This is a genomic window from Fodinibius saliphilus (genome assembly GCF_005869845.1).
Classification (GTDB): domain Bacteria; phylum Bacteroidota; class Rhodothermia; order Balneolales; family Balneolaceae; genus Fodinibius; species Fodinibius saliphilus.
The window spans coordinates 142204-158146 of the sequence record NZ_VAWF01000004.1 but is presented as its reverse complement, the minus strand read 5'-3'; the positions used below and the strand labels follow the sequence as shown (position 1 = coordinate 158146).

At 41.7% G+C, this 15943-nt stretch carries 17 protein-coding genes; 8 read left to right on the top strand and 9 right to left on the bottom strand.

Annotated elements, in window-relative coordinates; translation table 11 throughout:
• The first annotated feature begins 77 nt into the window (after positions 1-77).
• The 7 genes from FCN14_RS13590 to FCN14_RS13560 all read left to right on the top strand — a co-directional run bounded on the left by FCN14_RS13590 (position 78) and on the right by FCN14_RS13560 (position 7433).
• On the top strand, positions 78-2024 hold the full coding sequence (locus FCN14_RS13590) for a CBS domain-containing protein (RefSeq protein ID WP_138431838.1): 1947 nt from the start codon (positions 78-80) through the stop codon (positions 2022-2024).
• Positions 2014-2967 carry a succinylglutamate desuccinylase/aspartoacylase domain-containing protein gene (locus FCN14_RS13585; RefSeq protein WP_138431837.1) on the top strand — a complete coding sequence of 318 codons (954 nt, stop codon included), beginning with the start codon at positions 2014-2016 and terminating at the stop codon, positions 2965-2967. The genes FCN14_RS13590 and FCN14_RS13585 overlap by 11 nt, the downstream gene beginning before the upstream one ends.
• A gap of 77 nt (positions 2968-3044) precedes the next feature.
• Complete coding sequence (gene scpB, locus FCN14_RS13580) at positions 3045-3890, top strand: SMC-Scp complex subunit ScpB (protein ID WP_138431836.1); 846 nt, start codon at positions 3045-3047, stop codon at positions 3888-3890.
• A complete protein-coding gene (locus FCN14_RS13575; RefSeq protein WP_138431835.1) occupies positions 3868-4671 on the top strand; it encodes a pseudouridine synthase in 804 nt (267 codons plus the stop codon). Before scpB ends, FCN14_RS13575 begins: the two co-directional genes overlap by 23 nt.
• Positions 4672-4739: 68 nt before the next feature.
• Entirely contained in the window at positions 4740-5615 is an 876-nt protein-coding gene (locus tag FCN14_RS13570; RefSeq protein ID WP_138431834.1) for an alpha/beta hydrolase family protein, read from the top strand.
• Between the two features lie 36 nt (positions 5616-5651).
• The gene (locus FCN14_RS13565; protein ID WP_138431833.1) at positions 5652-6809 is read left to right on the top strand and encodes a tetratricopeptide repeat protein; all 1158 of its coding nucleotides are present in this window, start codon (positions 5652-5654) and stop codon (positions 6807-6809) included.
• A 132-nt stretch (positions 6810-6941) separates the two neighbouring features.
• Positions 6942-7433 (top strand): metallophosphoesterase, encoded by a 492-nt coding sequence (locus FCN14_RS13560; RefSeq protein WP_138431832.1) that lies wholly within the window; start codon positions 6942-6944, stop codon positions 7431-7433.
• A 40-nt stretch (positions 7434-7473) separates the two neighbouring features.
• Here FCN14_RS13560 and FCN14_RS13555 read toward each other — a convergent pair whose 3' ends face one another.
• The 8 genes from FCN14_RS13555 to FCN14_RS13520 all read right to left on the bottom strand — a co-directional run bounded on the left by FCN14_RS13555 (position 7474) and on the right by FCN14_RS13520 (position 14419).
• Positions 7474-8475: an isocitrate/isopropylmalate dehydrogenase family protein gene (locus FCN14_RS13555; protein WP_138431831.1), complete on the bottom strand. Its 1002-nt coding sequence runs from the start codon at positions 8473-8475 to the stop codon at positions 7474-7476.
• A 97-nt stretch (positions 8476-8572) separates the two neighbouring features.
• Positions 8573-9565 carry a zinc-dependent alcohol dehydrogenase family protein gene (locus FCN14_RS13550; protein WP_138431830.1) on the bottom strand — a complete coding sequence of 331 codons (993 nt, stop codon included), beginning with the start codon at positions 9563-9565 and terminating at the stop codon, positions 8573-8575.
• A gap of 22 nt (positions 9566-9587) precedes the next feature.
• Positions 9588-10025, bottom strand: coding sequence for a DoxX family protein (locus FCN14_RS13545; protein ID WP_138431829.1), 438 nt, complete (start codon positions 10023-10025; stop codon positions 9588-9590).
• Between the two features lie 13 nt (positions 10026-10038).
• Positions 10039-11166 (bottom strand): PQQ-dependent sugar dehydrogenase, encoded by a 1128-nt coding sequence (locus FCN14_RS13540; RefSeq protein ID WP_138431828.1) that lies wholly within the window; start codon positions 11164-11166, stop codon positions 10039-10041.
• A 392-nt stretch (positions 11167-11558) separates the two neighbouring features.
• Complete coding sequence (locus tag FCN14_RS13535; RefSeq protein ID WP_138431827.1) at positions 11559-12158, bottom strand: DJ-1/PfpI family protein; 600 nt, start codon at positions 12156-12158, stop codon at positions 11559-11561.
• A 75-nt stretch (positions 12159-12233) separates the two neighbouring features.
• Positions 12234-12695: an NUDIX hydrolase gene (locus FCN14_RS13530; RefSeq protein ID WP_138431826.1), complete on the bottom strand. Its 462-nt coding sequence runs from the start codon at positions 12693-12695 to the stop codon at positions 12234-12236.
• A 57-nt stretch (positions 12696-12752) separates the two neighbouring features.
• Positions 12753-13475, bottom strand: coding sequence for an SDR family NAD(P)-dependent oxidoreductase (locus FCN14_RS13525; protein ID WP_138431825.1), 723 nt, complete (start codon positions 13473-13475; stop codon positions 12753-12755).
• Positions 13472-14419, bottom strand: a complete 948-nt coding sequence (locus FCN14_RS13520; protein ID WP_138431824.1) for a cobalamin-binding protein — start codon at positions 14417-14419, stop codon at positions 13472-13474. Before FCN14_RS13520 ends, FCN14_RS13525 begins: the two co-directional genes overlap by 4 nt.
• A 356-nt stretch (positions 14420-14775) precedes the next feature.
• Between FCN14_RS13520 and FCN14_RS13515 the strand changes: the two genes are divergently transcribed.
• Positions 14776-15282, top strand: coding sequence for a DUF4168 domain-containing protein (locus tag FCN14_RS13515; RefSeq protein ID WP_138431823.1), 507 nt, complete (start codon positions 14776-14778; stop codon positions 15280-15282).
• Between the two features lie 54 nt (positions 15283-15336).
• Here FCN14_RS13515 and FCN14_RS13510 read toward each other — a convergent pair whose 3' ends face one another.
• A complete protein-coding gene (locus tag FCN14_RS13510) occupies positions 15337-15942 on the bottom strand; it encodes a DNA-3-methyladenine glycosylase (protein ID WP_138431822.1) in 606 nt (201 codons plus the stop codon).
• Between the last annotated feature and the right edge of the window lies 1 nt (position 15943).

Genomic DNA, 15943 nt, shown 5'->3' with positions numbered 1-15943 from the left:
ATAGACTTGCATTCTGTATAATAAATTCGATTATTACAAGCATAAACTTATGGTATCAGTAACTTAACCAGATACTTATGGGCGAATCACGAGTAAAGTTAGCCGACAGTCAGGAAGAAGTACAGCGTTTTATGAAATATGTGCTCAAAGATTTGCGAGCACTGGATCGGATGCTGGAGGAAGGTAGTTGGTTTGAGACAGATCCAATCAGAATTGGGGCCGAACAGGAACTTTGCCTTGTAGATCAACAGGCAAAGGCATGGCCTCGTTCTATGGAGATTATGGAAAAGCTAAGTGCTGATGATGCAGGTGACTTTACCACTGAATTTGCAAAGTTTAATTTAGAGATCAACCTTAAGCCTCTGAAGTTTAAAGGGGGGTGCTTGTCCCGTATGGAGGAAAACCTGCAAAAGAAGGTGGATCAGGCACGGGAGGTTACTGAAGCACTGGGGGGAGAAATTTTGCTCACCGGTATTTTGCCGACTATTCGCAAGATGGATGTCGACTTGAAAAATATGACTCCCCTTCAACGATATCGGGCACTTTCGGAGGCTATAATGTCGTTGCGGAGTGAGGATTTTGACCTTCGAATACAGGGTATGGATGAGCTGTTAATGAAGTTTGATTCGCCCTTGTTAGAGGCCTGCAATACCGCTTTCCAGGTTCATCTGCAGGTAGCTCCAGAGGAGTTCGTCACAAAGTATAATATAGCTCAACTTATTACAGCTCCGGTACTGGCAAGTACCGTGGGCTCCCCAATTCTTTTTGGCAAACGGCTTTGGAATGAAACGCGTATTGCACTGTTTCAACAGTCTGTAGATACAAGAACCGTAGGAGATCACCTCAGAGAGAGTAGTCCAAGGGTTACATTCGGCAATGAATGGGTTGAGGAGAGTATCCTCGAAATATTTCAGGAAGATACTGCGCGTTACCGGGTCATGCTCAGTTCTGAGGTTACAGAAGATGTGGGACAGATGCTTGATGAAGGAACTCCTCCTGCTCTTAAAGCTCTACAGGTCCATAATGGGACTGTTTATCGTTGGAATCGTCCTTGTTATGGTGTGATTGATGGTAAGGCCCACTTACGTATTGAGAATAGGGTATTTCCCTCGGGACCTACGGTAACCGATGAAATTGCAAATTCAGCCTTTTGGCTGGGGTTGATGAACAAAATGGAAGATTATTATCCAGATGTTTCTGGGAAGATGGATTTCGATGATGCTCGAATGAATTTTGTAGCAGCTTCCAAGCTTGGGCTTGATACCAAGTTTCGCTGGTTCGATGATAAACGTATCAATGCTGTTGATCTCATTACCGAAGAGTTATTGCCTATTGCTCGTGAAGGTTTGGAAAAAGCGGATATTGATGATGACGACATTACTGGCTATCTTGAAACCATTGAGAAACGCGTGGAATCAGGCCAGACGCCCTCGTATTGGATGCTGAATAACTACGCTTTACTCATGAAAGAAAACCAGTCGAAAGAACAGAGTTTGGCCGCTATGACAACGGCCATGATCAAAAATCAAAAGAAGGGAGAGCCGGTTCATAAATGGGGACGGGCACGAATGGAGGATCTGGAACACTGGCAACCTTCAAATTTGATTGTTGAAGAGTTTATGACCACGGATCTGTTTACCGTTCAGAAGGATGATATCCTGGAATTTACAGCAAACTTGATGGATTGGCGGCGTATACGATATGTTCCGGTTGAGGATGATAAAAAACAGCTTGTGGGCCTCGTTACCATGCGGATGATATTCAACGCTTACAGTAAATCGGTAAATCATGATGAAGAGGTTGTTGAATCGGTAGAGGATATTATGATTGCTAATCCTATTACCATTCATCCCGAAGCTTCTATAATGGAAGCCATGGATATTATGGAAACCCAAAAGATTGGTTGTCTCCCCGTGGTGAAAAATAATCGACTAGTTGGCATTATTACAGAACAGAACTATATGGCAATTACAGGGCGGTTGCTTAAAGTACTACATTCGAACAACAATTCTGATGAACAATAGTATCGCAGAAGAAGTAAAAACTGAAGATATTAATGAACGAATCATTGGTTCTGTTGAAGGTGATCCCGATGGTCCTACTGTGGTCATCTTAGCCGGTATGCACGGCAACGAATCAGCCGGGGTAGAGGCCGTGAAGAATATAATTCGAACTCTTGATGGCATAGTCCCCCCCATTGATGGATGTTTGCTGGGGCTGCGAGCTAATATTAGTGCCTTGCAGCATAATGTGCGTTATATCGATGAAGATATGAATCGCATCTGGTTTCCATCCATTGTTAATGAAGTCCAAGAAACGCCTGAAGCGGAGCTGGAATCCAGTGAACGGGTGGAGATGAAGCGATTATTGGCTGCACTTGATGGTATTGATGATAAGACTAACGGACCGGTAATAATGGCTGATATACATACCTTTTCGGCCGACGGTTGGATGTTTACGATTACCAATTCTGATCCCAAGCAGCGTAAGTTGTTATCCAATCTTCACGTGCCTATGGTTTTTGGAATCGAAGAATCTTTACTAGGTACTGCGCTGGGATATTATCAGAAACAAGGCTATATCTCTTTTGGGTTAGAAGGCGGTCAGCATACCCACCAATTAACCGAGTATAATACCACAGCTTCGCTTATGTTATTATTGCAGGCCGTAGGTTGTATAGAAGAACAATATGTGGATCAGATTGAAAAATATGAAAAGCATATGCGTTCACACACTAAATATCTACCGGTAGAGACCGAATTAGTTTATCAGCATATTATTGAAAATGGTGACGAGTTTCGGATGCGGTCTGGCTATAAAAATTTTCAGCCGATTAAGAAAGGTGAACGGCTTGCCACTGATAAAGATGGAAAAATTGTCGCACGGTGTGATGGATATATCCTGATGCCCTTGTATCAGAGTCAGGGTAACGATGGATTCTTTATTATCAAAGAGCACGAGAGTTAACTTTTTTTGTTATTTTAGTAAGCGCTTGAAACGGGTTATTAGCTAAAGCATAGAATTCCCATCAATTAGAAAAGGTTATGGAAGATTATCAATTTGTTGACGGTACCCGCCTATCATCAGTGATTGAATCGCTTATTTTTGCCAGCCCAGAACCAATTTCGGAGGAGAAAATTTGCGAAATTATTGCGAAAGGTGAAGAAAATTTGGGACTTGAAACAGATGCTGTCGAACCATTTATAGATAAGTTAAATCAGCGCTACGAAGAAAATGGATTGGCTTTTAGGATTGATTATGTAGGCGGGGGATATACTTTTGCCACTAAAAAACGATATGAACCGTGGTTGAGCATTTTTCAGCATGAAAAAGCATATCGTAAGCTTTCACAATCGGCTATTGAAACTCTGGCTATTGTGGCTTATAAACAACCGGTAACAAAGCCAGAAGTTGATGATATTCGTGGCGTTGATTCTGGATATATTTTGCGACAGTTACTGGAAAAAGTGCTGGTAGAAGTATCTGGTAGGCTTGATGCTCCCGGAAAACCGTTGCTTTATCGAACAACAAAACATTTTTTAAAACATTTTGGCATCAATAGTATTGATGAGTTACCAAAGCCGCGAGAAATTGAAGAAATTCTTAAGGATGATGATATGGCGGAACACCGTCAGTTCCTTTTTGATCGTCAACTCGAACTTAAGGAGCTCCAGGATAAGGTGGAAGATGAGGATACCGCTGAAACGGCTATGTCTCTTATTGAAGCTGTGGATAATATCGACGAAGATGAGGTCGAAATTCCTAATTTAGAGGAGTATACTGCGGAAGAGCTTTTGCTGGATGAGAACGATGAGAATGAAGAAGAATCAGAAGATGAAATTAATGATACTGAAGAACAGGTAGATCATGAGTCGAAGGAAGAAGAATAGGCCATCGAATAACAAGAATGAGCCGTTACACCAAGCTGAACAAAATTATGATAAAGATGAATTAATTCGCTTAAATAAATATATCGCACATTGCGGTTTTACATCACGGCGTAAGGCAGATGACTATATTGCTGCGGGTAAGGTGGAGGTAAACGGGGAGGTTGTTACCCAGATGGGTGTTAAAGTGCGAAGAACGGATAAGGTGGTTGTTGAAGGACAAACACTGAGTCTCGAGAAGTTTGTTTATATCTTGCTCAACAAGCCGAAGGATACGATTACAACTACTGATGATCCGCGTGGACGTGATACAGTTATGGATAAGATTGAAGATGCTACCGGCAAGCGCGTATATCCTGTGGGGCGGCTGGATCGCCACACTATGGGGCTTTTGCTGTTAACGAATGACGGGGATCTGGCCAACCGGCTGATGCACCCTAGTTACCAGGTACGTAAAACGTATGAGGTTGAAACACTCCCAGGCTTAAAGGACGATGAACTTCAAAAACTACTGGATGGTATTGAATTGGAAGATGGCCCGGCCGAAGCTCATAAGCTGAGTCGAACGCCAGATGGTTTTGTAATGTCTATTTTTGAAGGCCGAAATCGCTTGGTACGCCGGATGGTAGAGTATTTTGGTGCTGAAGTCACGAAATTGAAGCGAGTTGAATATGCCGGACTTACCCTTAAGGATGTGAAGATGAGCCGTTGGCGCTACCTGAGAAAGAAAGAGATTAATGCACTCCGAAAGATGGTAAAGCTCGATCCACTCAACTTTGACTAGCAGTGATATTGAATCTGCAATAGTTGCAGATCTTAAATAAAAAAATAAGTAAACAGTAATTGAGAGCAATGAAATCATCAGCGATCACTAAAGAATCAGGTTCTGTTTCATCCAATGAAGGGCTCCCCATCTATTATGATTCTTACCTACCGTCAAAAAGTGTGGAGGAACCTTTGCCCGTTGTTATTTTTCTGCATGGGTTTAAAGGGTTTAAAGATTGGGGAGCATTTCCCGAAGCATGTGCTAAAATAAGTGAAGCCGGTTTTGCAGTGGTAGCAATGAACTTTTCGCTGAACGGTGTAGGGGAGAACATGAAGGAATTTGATCAATTAGATCTTTTTTCTCGTGAAACTCTGAGCCAAGACCTCGAAGATGTACGATCAATGATATCTGCTATTCAAAATGAGCAGGTTTTTCCTGCTGGAATTAGTGTTGATACCGGTAATATTGGATTGCTGGGGCATTCTCGCGGTGGACATACAGCTGTTGCAGCAGCTGCTGAATATGCTGAAGTCGCAGCAGTTGTTACATGGTCGGCAGTATCCGATTACAATGCACGTTGGAGTGATGAAATGATATCAGACTGGAGCAATAAGGGTGTTACGGAAATTCTGAATGGTAGAACCGGCCAGGTTATGCCGGTCAAAGATGTGGTTTATAAAGATGCTAAAGAGAACGCCGATCGGTTAATGGCAGTAAAACGGGCTCGTGAGCTAACAGTACCAGCGCTCTTTATTCACTCAAAAGATGATGAGGCCGTTTCTTATGATAATGCCGAACAGCTCTATAGAAATTGCACGTCTGATCACAAAGATCTCAAGCTTATAGAAAATTCGGGACATACCTTTAATACCGCTCATCCATTTGATGCGGATGATTTTCCTGAGGCATTTAAGCAAGCATTACACTATGCTATTGAGTGGTTCCAAAAGTACCTGCAATAATTCAACAAGTGTTTTGTTAATAATGAAAAAGCAATAATGAACCGATTTATTATTCTTATTGTACTTTTTATGAGTGCAATAGGGTCTGTTCAAGCCCAGGTACCAGAACTTATAAATGACCCGGAATTTCATCCCGATGCTAAAGCAGCTGTAGATTCAATATATAACTTTAACTTTGACGGGGCGCATGCCCATCTTGCCTCATGGAGGGACAAATACCCTGAGCACCCGATTTGGATGCTATTGGAAGGGATGGAATACTGGTGGAAGGTGCTTTCTGACTTGGAGGATACTTCCCATGATGAGCGGTTTGTCAATATCATGAAAAAGGTGGACTACCAAGCCGGAAGATTCCTTCACAAATACCCTTCACATGCCGATGGTCTGATAGTTCGGACTATTAGTAACGGCTATCTGGCTCGGCATAATGCCAATCGCAGTAATTGGGTGACCAGTATGCGATATGGTCGCAAAGCAATGAGTGCTCATCAATATCTTAAGGAAAAACAGCCCAACCTTGCAGACTTGAAGTTGGCAGAAGGGCTTAAGCTATACTACACCGCTTATCTGCCAGAGGCTTATCCCATTGTTAAGACCATATCTTGGGCTTTGCCATCCGGTAATAAAGAAAAAGGACTGCAATTGATTGGAGAAGCTTCTGAAGAAGCTATATTTGCACGGGGAGAGGCGACCTATTTTTTGGGAAATATTAATTACAATTATGAGAAAAGGTATAACATTGCTGTTCGGAAATTTGAAGAGCTCTATAACAAATATCCCAATAATAACTACTACGCCCGAATATTGGTTAAGAGTTACTATAAGCAGCATCGCTATAATAAGGCCTTTATGGCGATAGAAGAGATTTTGAATCGTTGGAAAAGAAATAAACTTTCACATCTTAAAGTGATGCAGGAAGAGCTGTTGACATGGAAAGGACGAATTCTGGAAAAGAAAAATAAACCGGAGCGGGCAGTCGAAGCGTACAAAAAGGCTTTTGCTATAAGTTCGAACTTACCCAACTTTTCGAAGCGATCCTTTTATACTGTTTCAGGTTATCTTGCCGGCAAGTTACTTTTCAGCCAAAATAAAGTAATTGAAGCTAAAAGCTATTTGAAAAAAGTAGGTGATGCCGAGGTAGATAATAAGTATAGAGACCAATCTGAAGAATTATTAAAAAAAATAAGGGACTAATTCGTTTTTAATACCTTGATAAAGTGACGTTGCTTGTTAAGCTTATAAAGCATGTCAATGTTATTGTGTATTGCGTAAATATTTGGTAATTAAATTGATTTTTTTTAAAAATAAAGTTCTAAATAAGATAACATGTTACTAGGATTATTATCAGATTCACATGACCATGTGCTACATATTAAGCAGGCGGTAACTATTTTCAAGGATGAAAGTGTTGACTTAGTACTGCATGCGGGAGATTTTTGCAGTCCTTTTACTATACCGCCTTTTGAGGGCTTACCGCTGAAAGGCGTTTTTGGTAATAATGATGGGGACCATTATTTGTTGTTAGAAAAGTTCAAGGAGATTGGTGCTGAACACATGGGGACCTTCGGGGAGTTTGAGTTATCAGGAGAACGTATAGCTCTTTATCATGGAACTGATCACCCAATTACTACTGCTCTTGAAGTGTGTAGCAATTATGATATTGTGGTTTCAGGGCATACCCATAAGAAAAAAGCTAAAATTGTTAACGATACCCTCGCCATAAATCCGGGTACTGTGCACGGTTTTGGAGGGGAGGCAACCGTAGCGTTGGTTGATACCGAAACAATGAAAGTGGACTTTAAAGAATTAACAGGGTAGAAGTATCTATTCGAATACCTCTACCCTATTTAAAAATAGTTTATTTGAGATTGTTACAAACAGCCTCAGTAAAGCTCTGGGTAGTTCCACTGCCGCCAATGTCTTGCGTGCAGACAGATTTATCTTCCAGAGTATAGTAAACAGCCTGTCTAATTCTATCAGCTAATTTGTTTTCATCAATATGCTCTAGAAGCATTAACCCTGAGAGCAAGAATGCAATAGGATTCGCTTTGTTTTGACCGGCGATGTCAGGTGCTGAGCCATGAACGGCTTCAAACATTGCGGCATCGTCGCCGATATTAGCAGCGCCTGTAAGCCCAAGCCCGCCAACCAGACCAGAAGCCAAGTCGGAAAGAATATCACCGAAGAGATTTGTGGTAACAATCACATCAAACTCTTCGGGACGCATAACCATCTGCATTGCCATGTTATCCACAATCAGATCTTCATACTCGATATCGGGATAATCTTGGGCAATTTCTTCACCAACTTCCATAAATAGGCCACAGGTGAATTTTAGGATGTTTGCTTTGTGAACAAGCGTAACTTTTTTACGCCCTTTATTTTTGGCGTATTCAAATGCTGCACGTATTACTTTTTCGCTGGCCTCACGAGTAACAACTGCAATGCTTTCGGCATGGCTGTCTTGTTCAACCCACTGTTCTTTACCGATGTAAAGTCCCTCAGTGTTTTCACGAAACATAACCAAGTTAACATCTTCAAACCGGCTGTGAATATGAGGTAAGGTTTTAGCCGGACGAATATTGCTGTATAGTTCAAACTTTTTGCGCATAGCAACATTCACAGAACGAAACCCGGCACCCACTGGGGTGGTAAGGGGGCCTTTAAGTGCGATACGATGTTTTTCGATCGCGGCAATGGTTTCATCGGGCAAGGGGTTACCTAACTCTTCTTGGGCGGTAAGACCGGCAATGTGTTCAATCCAGTTGATGTCGGCACCGGCCTCATCAAAAATGGTTGTTACTGAGTTAGTAATTTCAGGGCCAATTCCGTCTCCGGGAATTAAAACTATATCATGCATGTGGAGGAGTACATTTAGAAAGGTTTCAAAAATATTTTGCAGAGGCCCCAAATATACAAAGAATACTGCGTGATGTCAGTATATTTTGGAATATTAGTCAGTCTTCATTGATTTTTAATACTGCCGAGCCTTCAAAATTCCCTTCGCGAAGGTCATTTAAAGCCTTATTGGCATCTTCCAGGGGGTAGCTGGTAACTTTTGACTTAATAGGAATTTTGGGTGCTAGTTCCATGAAATCAGTACCATCTTGACGAGTAAGGTTGGCTACTGACTCTATGGAGCGTTCTTCCCAAAGGTCACTATAGGTAAAACCGGGAATATCGCTCATGTGAATACCAGCACATACCACCTTGCCCCCTTTTTTAATTGCATTAAGGGCTTTGGGAACCAGCGGGCCTACAGGAGCGAAAATAATAGCGGCATCCAGCTTTTGGGGAGGCATGGTGTCAGATCCGCCCGCCCATGTAGCGCCTAAAGAACGGGCGAAGTTTTGTCCTTCTGTATCACCGGGCTTGGTAAAGGCATATACATTTTTTTGTTGATGCAATGCAACTTGTGTTAGGATGTGTGCTGCTGAACCAAATCCATAAAAACCAATAGTCTGGGCATTGGCTGTTTTACGAAGTGATCGGTAACCGATAAGCCCTGCACAAAGCAGGGGAGCTGCTTGCAAGGTTGGATATTGTTTGGGAATAGGGAAACAGAAATGGGCATCGGCAACGGCGTACTCCGCAAAACCGCCATCTATATTATAACCGGTAAATAGGGCATTGTTACAGAGGTTTTCTTGACCTTTTTTACAGAATTCACAACTGCCGCAGGTGTATCCAAGCCACGGTACTCCCACTTTATCCCCTACCGAAAAGCCAGTGGTACTGGAGCCAACTTCTTTAACGATACCTACCACTTGATGTCCTAATATGAGTGGTAGCTTAGGGTTGCTGAGGTCACCATCTATGATATGCAGATCGGTACGACAGATTCCACAGCTTTTAACTTGAAGCAAAAGCTGGTCTTCGCTAGCTTCGGGCTTGGGCAGGTTCTGCAGTTCAAGTGGTTCTCCAACAGTACGTAAAACCATTGCTTTCATAGTTGGAATCTCCGACTAGAAGTTAATATCGTGACCTTCGACGCTTTTCCTGTAGCTTTTTGTCCAGGCTATATTTTCCCGGATCAATTAGGAGCAGGCTCAGAAAAACGATGGCCATTTCAATGCTATGCGAGTAACTGGAAAAAGAATCGCCTGCCCCCAAATCTTGAATTGTTGCCACGAGCATTACAATTAGTAAGAAAAAAGCAGTGGGAGTAAAAAAAAGCCCCGCTATTAAAAATATCCCTCCAAAAAATTCCGTAACTCCGGCCATGAATCCAAAAAACATAGGGGCAAAATCAATCCCGAGATATTGGACAGCAGTGCCAACCTCTGCCCACATTTCGGGACCGCCAAACATTTTTGGATAGCCATGGATAATAAACATGATGCCAAGCCCAAAACGCAATATTAACAGCCCAGCATCTCGAAATTCATTTCTTTTTCGTTTATTGATCATACAAGGTCATTAATTATGAATTATAAGTGACGCGATAAATAGTGCCGCTGTGATCATCGGAAATTAAAACAGATCCATCAGATAGCTGTAGCAGATCAACCGGGCGCCCCCATACTGCTTCTTGTTCTTGTAACCAACCGTTGATAAAGGGCTTGTAGGAAGTGGGTTCCCCGTTTTTTAAATTTACCTTTGTTATACGATAACCGATTTTTTTACTTCTATTCCAACTTCCATGCTCTGCTATTAATATTTGGTTCTTAAAAGAATCAGGAAACATATCTCCGGTATAAAAGATCATTCCAAGGGGGGCAACATGGGGTCCCAGCTCTTGGGCCGGAGCTTTAAATTCAGTGTCTATGTGCTTGGCAGTATCCCCAAATTTCGGGTCTTGAATGTTATTTCCGTGCACATATGGATAACCAAAATGCTGCCCCTTTTTAGTTAGGTGATTGAGTTCACAGGGAGGACGATTATCTCCCATCCAATCACGGCCGTTATCGGTAAACCAAAGCTCGCCAGTTTTAGGATGCCAATCAAAGCCTACTGAGTTACGGACCCCTTTAGCGATAATTTTACGGTTAGTGCCATCAGTATTGATGCGAGTAATGGTTGCAAAAATATCTTTATCAGGATTGCAGATATTGCAGGGTGCGCCAACGGGAACATACAGTTTTCCGTCAGGTCCAAAAGCAATGAATTTCCAGCCGTGATGACCATCAGTAGGATATTGCTCTGTTATAAGCTTGGGTTCAGGTGGATCTTGAAGGTGGGAATCAATATTGGTTAACTTCAGTATTTTGCTGACCGCACCGATATAGAGGTCCCCTTCACGGTATGCAATACCACTGGGCAACCGTAAATTTTCGGCAATGACGTAAACTTTGTCTGCTTTAAAGTCATTATTTCTATCGGCGATAGCATAAACCTTTCCTGCATTACGACTACCGGCATAGATAGTACCATCATCTCCTCGGGCTAACTGGCGGACATCAGGTAGATCTTCTGCATATACCTCAACTGAAAAATCTTCGGGTAGAGTAAGCTTCTTAATAATATTCTCGGATGGGGGTGTAGAGCTACAACCTAATATCATAAATAGCAGAAGCCCCCATCTTGTAACGCTTTTAATTCTATTGACCATGCCTTCAATTATGTTTTAGCCAATATGCGTAAGTGTCAGTTTCTTAATAGCTTAGCATTATACAATCCTTTCAGATTAATATCGAATAATGAGTGCAATATGTTATTTAAATAGTTGTAAATATGCATATGTTACACGCTCATCTCAAACTCCACAATTTTCAATAATTAATAAGTAATTGAGGTTTCTTGTATCTGATTATAATAGTTTAGCGTTGCACGATTAGCCGATGTGGATAAGTGTTTATCTGTAATGTTGTATAGTACAGAAGAAAGTAAGGATGTTGCTTAGAGGAAGTACGAAACCGAACGCCGAAAAAATATGGGATAGATCATTTTATTTGGTAATAAAAAAGCGGGGAGGTCATTTCTCCCCGCTATTAATAAATAATACTAGGCAGTGGCCCTTTCTTTATGAGTAATTTTTGTACCAAGTACATCAAGGAAAGCTGAAAGCCATTTAGGATGGCCCGGCCACGCTGGTGTGGTTACCAGGTTTCCATCAACAACAACTTCCGTTGGTTCTACTTCTTTGTAATGGGCTCCGGCTGCTTCCATTTCCGGACCACAAGCGGGATAAGCGGTGAGTGTTTTGCCTCTGATTACATCTGCGGCTGATAGAATTTGAAGCCCGTGGCAAATGGCAGCTACCGGTTTATTTTTTTCGAAAAAATGCACTACCATGTTCAAGACATCTTTTTCGAGACGTAAATATTCGGGTGCACGACCACCTGCTATCACTAATCCGTCGTAATCGCTTGGGGTGATTTCATTAAATGTTGCATTAAGAGTGAAGTTGTGACCCGGTTTTTCTGTGTAAGTTTGGTCGCCCTCAAAGTCGTGAATTGCAGTTTTAACAATGTCGCCCTCTTCTTTGTCGGGACAAACGGCATGAACGGTATGACCTACCATTTGCAGGGCCTGAAAAGGAACCATAATTTCATAATCTTCACCAAAATCTCCGACAAGCATCAATAGTTTTTTTCCTAACATTTTGTTTTCCTCTCAGTTTATATGTGTTTACGATCTGTTGTGTATTATATAACTTTTGTAGTTGCAATAGCGTTCTTATTTACTGCAAATAGTGATGAGTCGATTAATGAATGGTCGCTGCGCCGGGTTGATTTTTTTTCGTGCTTCAAAAGGGCCAAAATATTCGATGCGATCGATCTCAGGAAATTCTTCCGTTTTTCCTGAGTCTGGTGGCCACTCAATTTCAAAATAATTGGGCGTAAAGATAAAATCATCAGGTATTTGATATTCTACAGCCCATGCATGCACGGTTTTTCCCCCTTTTTGGGTAATGGTATTTAGTTCCAGAAAATCGCCTTCAGGTATAAACCCAAGCTCTTCTTCAAACTCTCTTTTAGCTGCTTTTAAAGGGGGTTCGTTTTTTTCTATTTCTCCTTTTGGTATAGTCCATGCCCCTTCATCTTTATTCCACCAGTAAGGCCCGCCGGGATGGGCTAAAAGTAATTGAAGATGTGGTTTTCGACTAAATAAGAGGATGCCGGCACTGGTACTAGACACGGTAGGGTTGAGGATTGTTTAAGTTGTTGGTTCTAATGAAAACCAAGTATAGCGAAATTACATCCGATTCCACACCCAGTGGGGTACTAATTTTAGCAGCCATACTACATATCGCCATCGTTTTGTGACATATGCACGATGTTTTTTCTTTTTAATAGCATCAGCTATCTGGTTTGCAGCTTTGTCGGTATCGGAAACCCAGAACATCCCTCTTTTGCCTTCTGTCATTTCGGATTCCACGAAACCGGGTATAATAGTTGTGACTGATATATCAGCATCAGTATGGTTCGCTTTTTGTCGATACCCCTGCAGGTAGGTATTCATGAATGCTTTAGATGCACTGTAAGGGGCACTTAATCCCCAGCCGAAAAAAGAGGCAACCGAGGAGATACCGATTATATGCCCATGTTCCTGACGGTGAAACATAGAAAAGCTATAGGCAGCCAAGTTGGCGAAACCTCTTACATTTACATCAATGACATGCATATCTCCCTCGTGGCTTACCCGTTTTTGAAAATTTGAAACACCGGCATTAATAACAATGCTGTCGATACCATGCATGCGTTGCTTTAGAAGTTCCAGCTGATCAATGGCGTCATCATAGTCGGTAACATCCATATAAGCTGTAGAGATACGTGTGCCTAACTCTTGTTTTAACGATTCGAGACGTTCAACGCGACGACCGGTGGCACCAATTGTATGCCCCCGATTATGGAGTTCTACTGCAAGAGCTCTACCAATACCTGATGTTGCACCGATAATGGCTATCTTTCTACTCATATTTGTTGAATTTTTTTGTGAAATTGATGTTTTGCAAGGTTAATCCAGCGCCCCGAATTCTGGTTGGGTTTTTCAAAAGATGCCGGATGCATGATTTCAGCTAAAATACGGGTAGATTCTACAAGCCTTGGACCCGGGCGATTAAAAAAATGATTCCCGTCTGCTACAAAAACTTGTTTATTACGTACGGCATCAAGTTCTTTCCATCCTTTTTGGGAAGTAAGAGGTGATAATTCAGAAAGACTTTGATCAATATCATATCCACAAGGAATAATAGTAATAATATCGGGATTCCATTTTTGTATTGACTTCCACTCAAGCCAAGGTGAATGCTTACCCGCTTCAGCTCCAAGGGCCCGTCCGCCAGCCAGTTGTATAAGTTCGGGCACCCAATTGCCGGCTGCCATAAGTGGATCCAGCCATTCGATGGCTAAGATATCGGGATGATTCAGTGTGGTTGTTTTGTTCTGAATATGCAGTAGTTCTGATTTCATTTGTTGCATTACCTTTTCGGCCTGCTCAGAGGCATTGATAGCCTCAGCAATAGTCCGTATAGAACGTACCACGGATGATAAATCTGTGGGTGAAACGGATATTACTTCAACATGATCACCAACAGAAGATTGGACAGCTTTTTTTACCTCATCCAATGATACTGCACAAACTTCGCAATGGTCTTGTGTGATTATAACGTCTGGATTTAGTTCTTTCAGTTGTTCCTGGTTGACCCTATAAACCGATAGTCCTTCTTGCAATAGTGCTTTTACCCGTTGATCAATTTCATAGCTTGTACCGTCAGGATTGAATTTAGGTTCGGTACAGACTGGGAGTTCAGAAATGCCATCGGGGAAGTCACACTCATGGGAACGTCCTACAAGCTTATTTTTTCTTCCGAGTGCAGCAACAATCTCGGTAGTACTTGGTAAAAGAGAAACAATGCGCATAGTCAACAAATTGTTCTATGATATAGGTCAGTTTAAAACAGGCAGTTTGGAAATTTAGGACTGACTGTTAAAATGATGTTAAAAAGTAATTATTTGATAGAGATCTCAAGTTCTAAAGTCCGAGATTCTCCAGTTTCATTACCAATAAAAACAGCGGTAATTCAATATTCAACTTGCAGGATATAGTAAGTACGATTGAGGACAAATTTTTTTAGCTTTGTTAGCTTTTTCAAATATTTATTTGGTAAACAGGTTAGAACAGCGGGTTGTTTTAGATCGGAACAAAAAATCGATATATTTGTTCGACTACTATCGAATAGATTTATCTAATCGCAATTTACTACCAAATATACTATATGAAGATTTTTAAACGTTCTGCCGTTTTCATTCTTGGCTTCTTTCTTATTGCAGGTGCTGCATTTGCACAAGGACAACAGATGAAGCAGCAACAAGCCGCCCAGCCCGACAGTATTTCTGATAAAGAGCTGAAAAAATTTGCTACTGCCAGCCAAAAGATGCAAAAGGTAAATGGTGAAATTCAGCAAAAGATGATGGCTGAAGTAAAAGCTGCACTTAAAGATAAAGAGATGGATGAGAAACGGTTTCAGCAGATTATGATGAGCAAGCGTAATAAGAAGATGGCTGATTCTATGAATGTGACACCTCAGGAAGAACAAACAATTAAGGAAATTCAGCCTAAGTTGATGAAAGTTCGGCAAGGTGCTCAGCAACAGATGATGTCCGTTATTCAGGAAAGTGGATTGCAACCACAACGGTTTCAGGCAATTATGCGTGCTGTGCAGTCTAATCCTGAAGTGATGAAGCGTTTCCAAAAAATTGCTCAAGATACAATGAAGAAATAACCTTTTTCGATTTTACTTACTGAGCCCACTCCCATTTTATCGGGGTGGGCTTTTTTATTTTTTGCTTATCCATGGAGTTTCTTTGGGATAAAAACGCCAAGGGAGTTGAGCGTCTTCACCGGCGTAATCAACCCCAATACGCTTAGTTGCGTGTATTTGATCGGGATTAAAAACGATTCCTCGATCTTCAATCCATATGGTTTCACTGAAAAGGGAAGTACCATCGTGGTTAGTTGTAATGTTTAATGCTTGACTAAGGCGACCCGGCCCTGCCGTTAATTCGGGTGATGCTTTTTGGAAACTCCGTCGTTTTAACATGATGTCAATACCATCCACCGGTTTAATTGCCCGTATTAGTACGGCATCCGCCTTGTCTTCTATATTGGTAACCACATTGAAAAGGTGATGAATGCCATAGCACAGGTATACATATGAAATGCCGCCGACTTGGTACATCGTCTCGGTACGTTTTGTTCTGGTATCACCATCAGCGTGGCATGCAGGATCTCCACGGCCACAATAAGCTTCAGCTTCGGTGATGATGCCACTCGTGATGGTTCCTTCAAAAGAAGTACATAGAACTTTCCCTACCAATTCTCGGGCAATAGTGACAACATCAGTTCGCCGATAAAATGCAGGAGGTAGTTTTTGGTCGGTCATA

Coding starts and splice junctions, on each gene's coding strand:
- FCN14_RS13590 (WP_138431838.1), top strand. CDS start 78: ATGGGCGAATCACGAGTAAAGTTAGCCGACAGTCAGGAAGAAGTACAG.
- FCN14_RS13585 (WP_138431837.1), top strand. CDS start 2,014: ATGAACAATAGTATCGCAGAAGAAGTAAAAACTGAAGATATTAATGAA.
- scpB (WP_138431836.1), top strand. CDS start 3,045: ATGGAAGATTATCAATTTGTTGACGGTACCCGCCTATCATCAGTGATT.
- FCN14_RS13575 (WP_138431835.1), top strand. CDS start 3,868: ATGAGTCGAAGGAAGAAGAATAGGCCATCGAATAACAAGAATGAGCCG.
- FCN14_RS13570 (WP_138431834.1), top strand. CDS start 4,740: ATGAAATCATCAGCGATCACTAAAGAATCAGGTTCTGTTTCATCCAAT.
- FCN14_RS13565 (WP_138431833.1), top strand. CDS start 5,652: ATGAACCGATTTATTATTCTTATTGTACTTTTTATGAGTGCAATAGGG.
- FCN14_RS13560 (WP_138431832.1), top strand. CDS start 6,942: ATGTTACTAGGATTATTATCAGATTCACATGACCATGTGCTACATATT.
- FCN14_RS13555 (WP_138431831.1), bottom strand. CDS start 8,475: ATGCATGATATAGTTTTAATTCCCGGAGACGGAATTGGCCCTGAAATT.
- FCN14_RS13550 (WP_138431830.1), bottom strand. CDS start 9,565: ATGAAAGCAATGGTTTTACGTACTGTTGGAGAACCACTTGAACTGCAG.
- FCN14_RS13545 (WP_138431829.1), bottom strand. CDS start 10,025: ATGATCAATAAACGAAAAAGAAATGAATTTCGAGATGCTGGGCTGTTA.
- FCN14_RS13540 (WP_138431828.1), bottom strand. CDS start 11,166: ATGGTCAATAGAATTAAAAGCGTTACAAGATGGGGGCTTCTGCTATTT.
- FCN14_RS13535 (WP_138431827.1), bottom strand. CDS start 12,158: ATGTTAGGAAAAAAACTATTGATGCTTGTCGGAGATTTTGGTGAAGAT.
- FCN14_RS13525 (WP_138431825.1), bottom strand. CDS start 13,475: ATGAGTAGAAAGATAGCCATTATCGGTGCAACATCAGGTATTGGTAGA.
- FCN14_RS13520 (WP_138431824.1), bottom strand. CDS start 14,419: ATGCGCATTGTTTCTCTTTTACCAAGTACTACCGAGATTGTTGCTGCA.
- FCN14_RS13515 (WP_138431823.1), top strand. CDS start 14,776: ATGAAGATTTTTAAACGTTCTGCCGTTTTCATTCTTGGCTTCTTTCTT.
- FCN14_RS13510 (WP_138431822.1), bottom strand. CDS start 15,942: ATGACCGACCAAAAACTACCTCCTGCATTTTATCGGCGAACTGATGTT.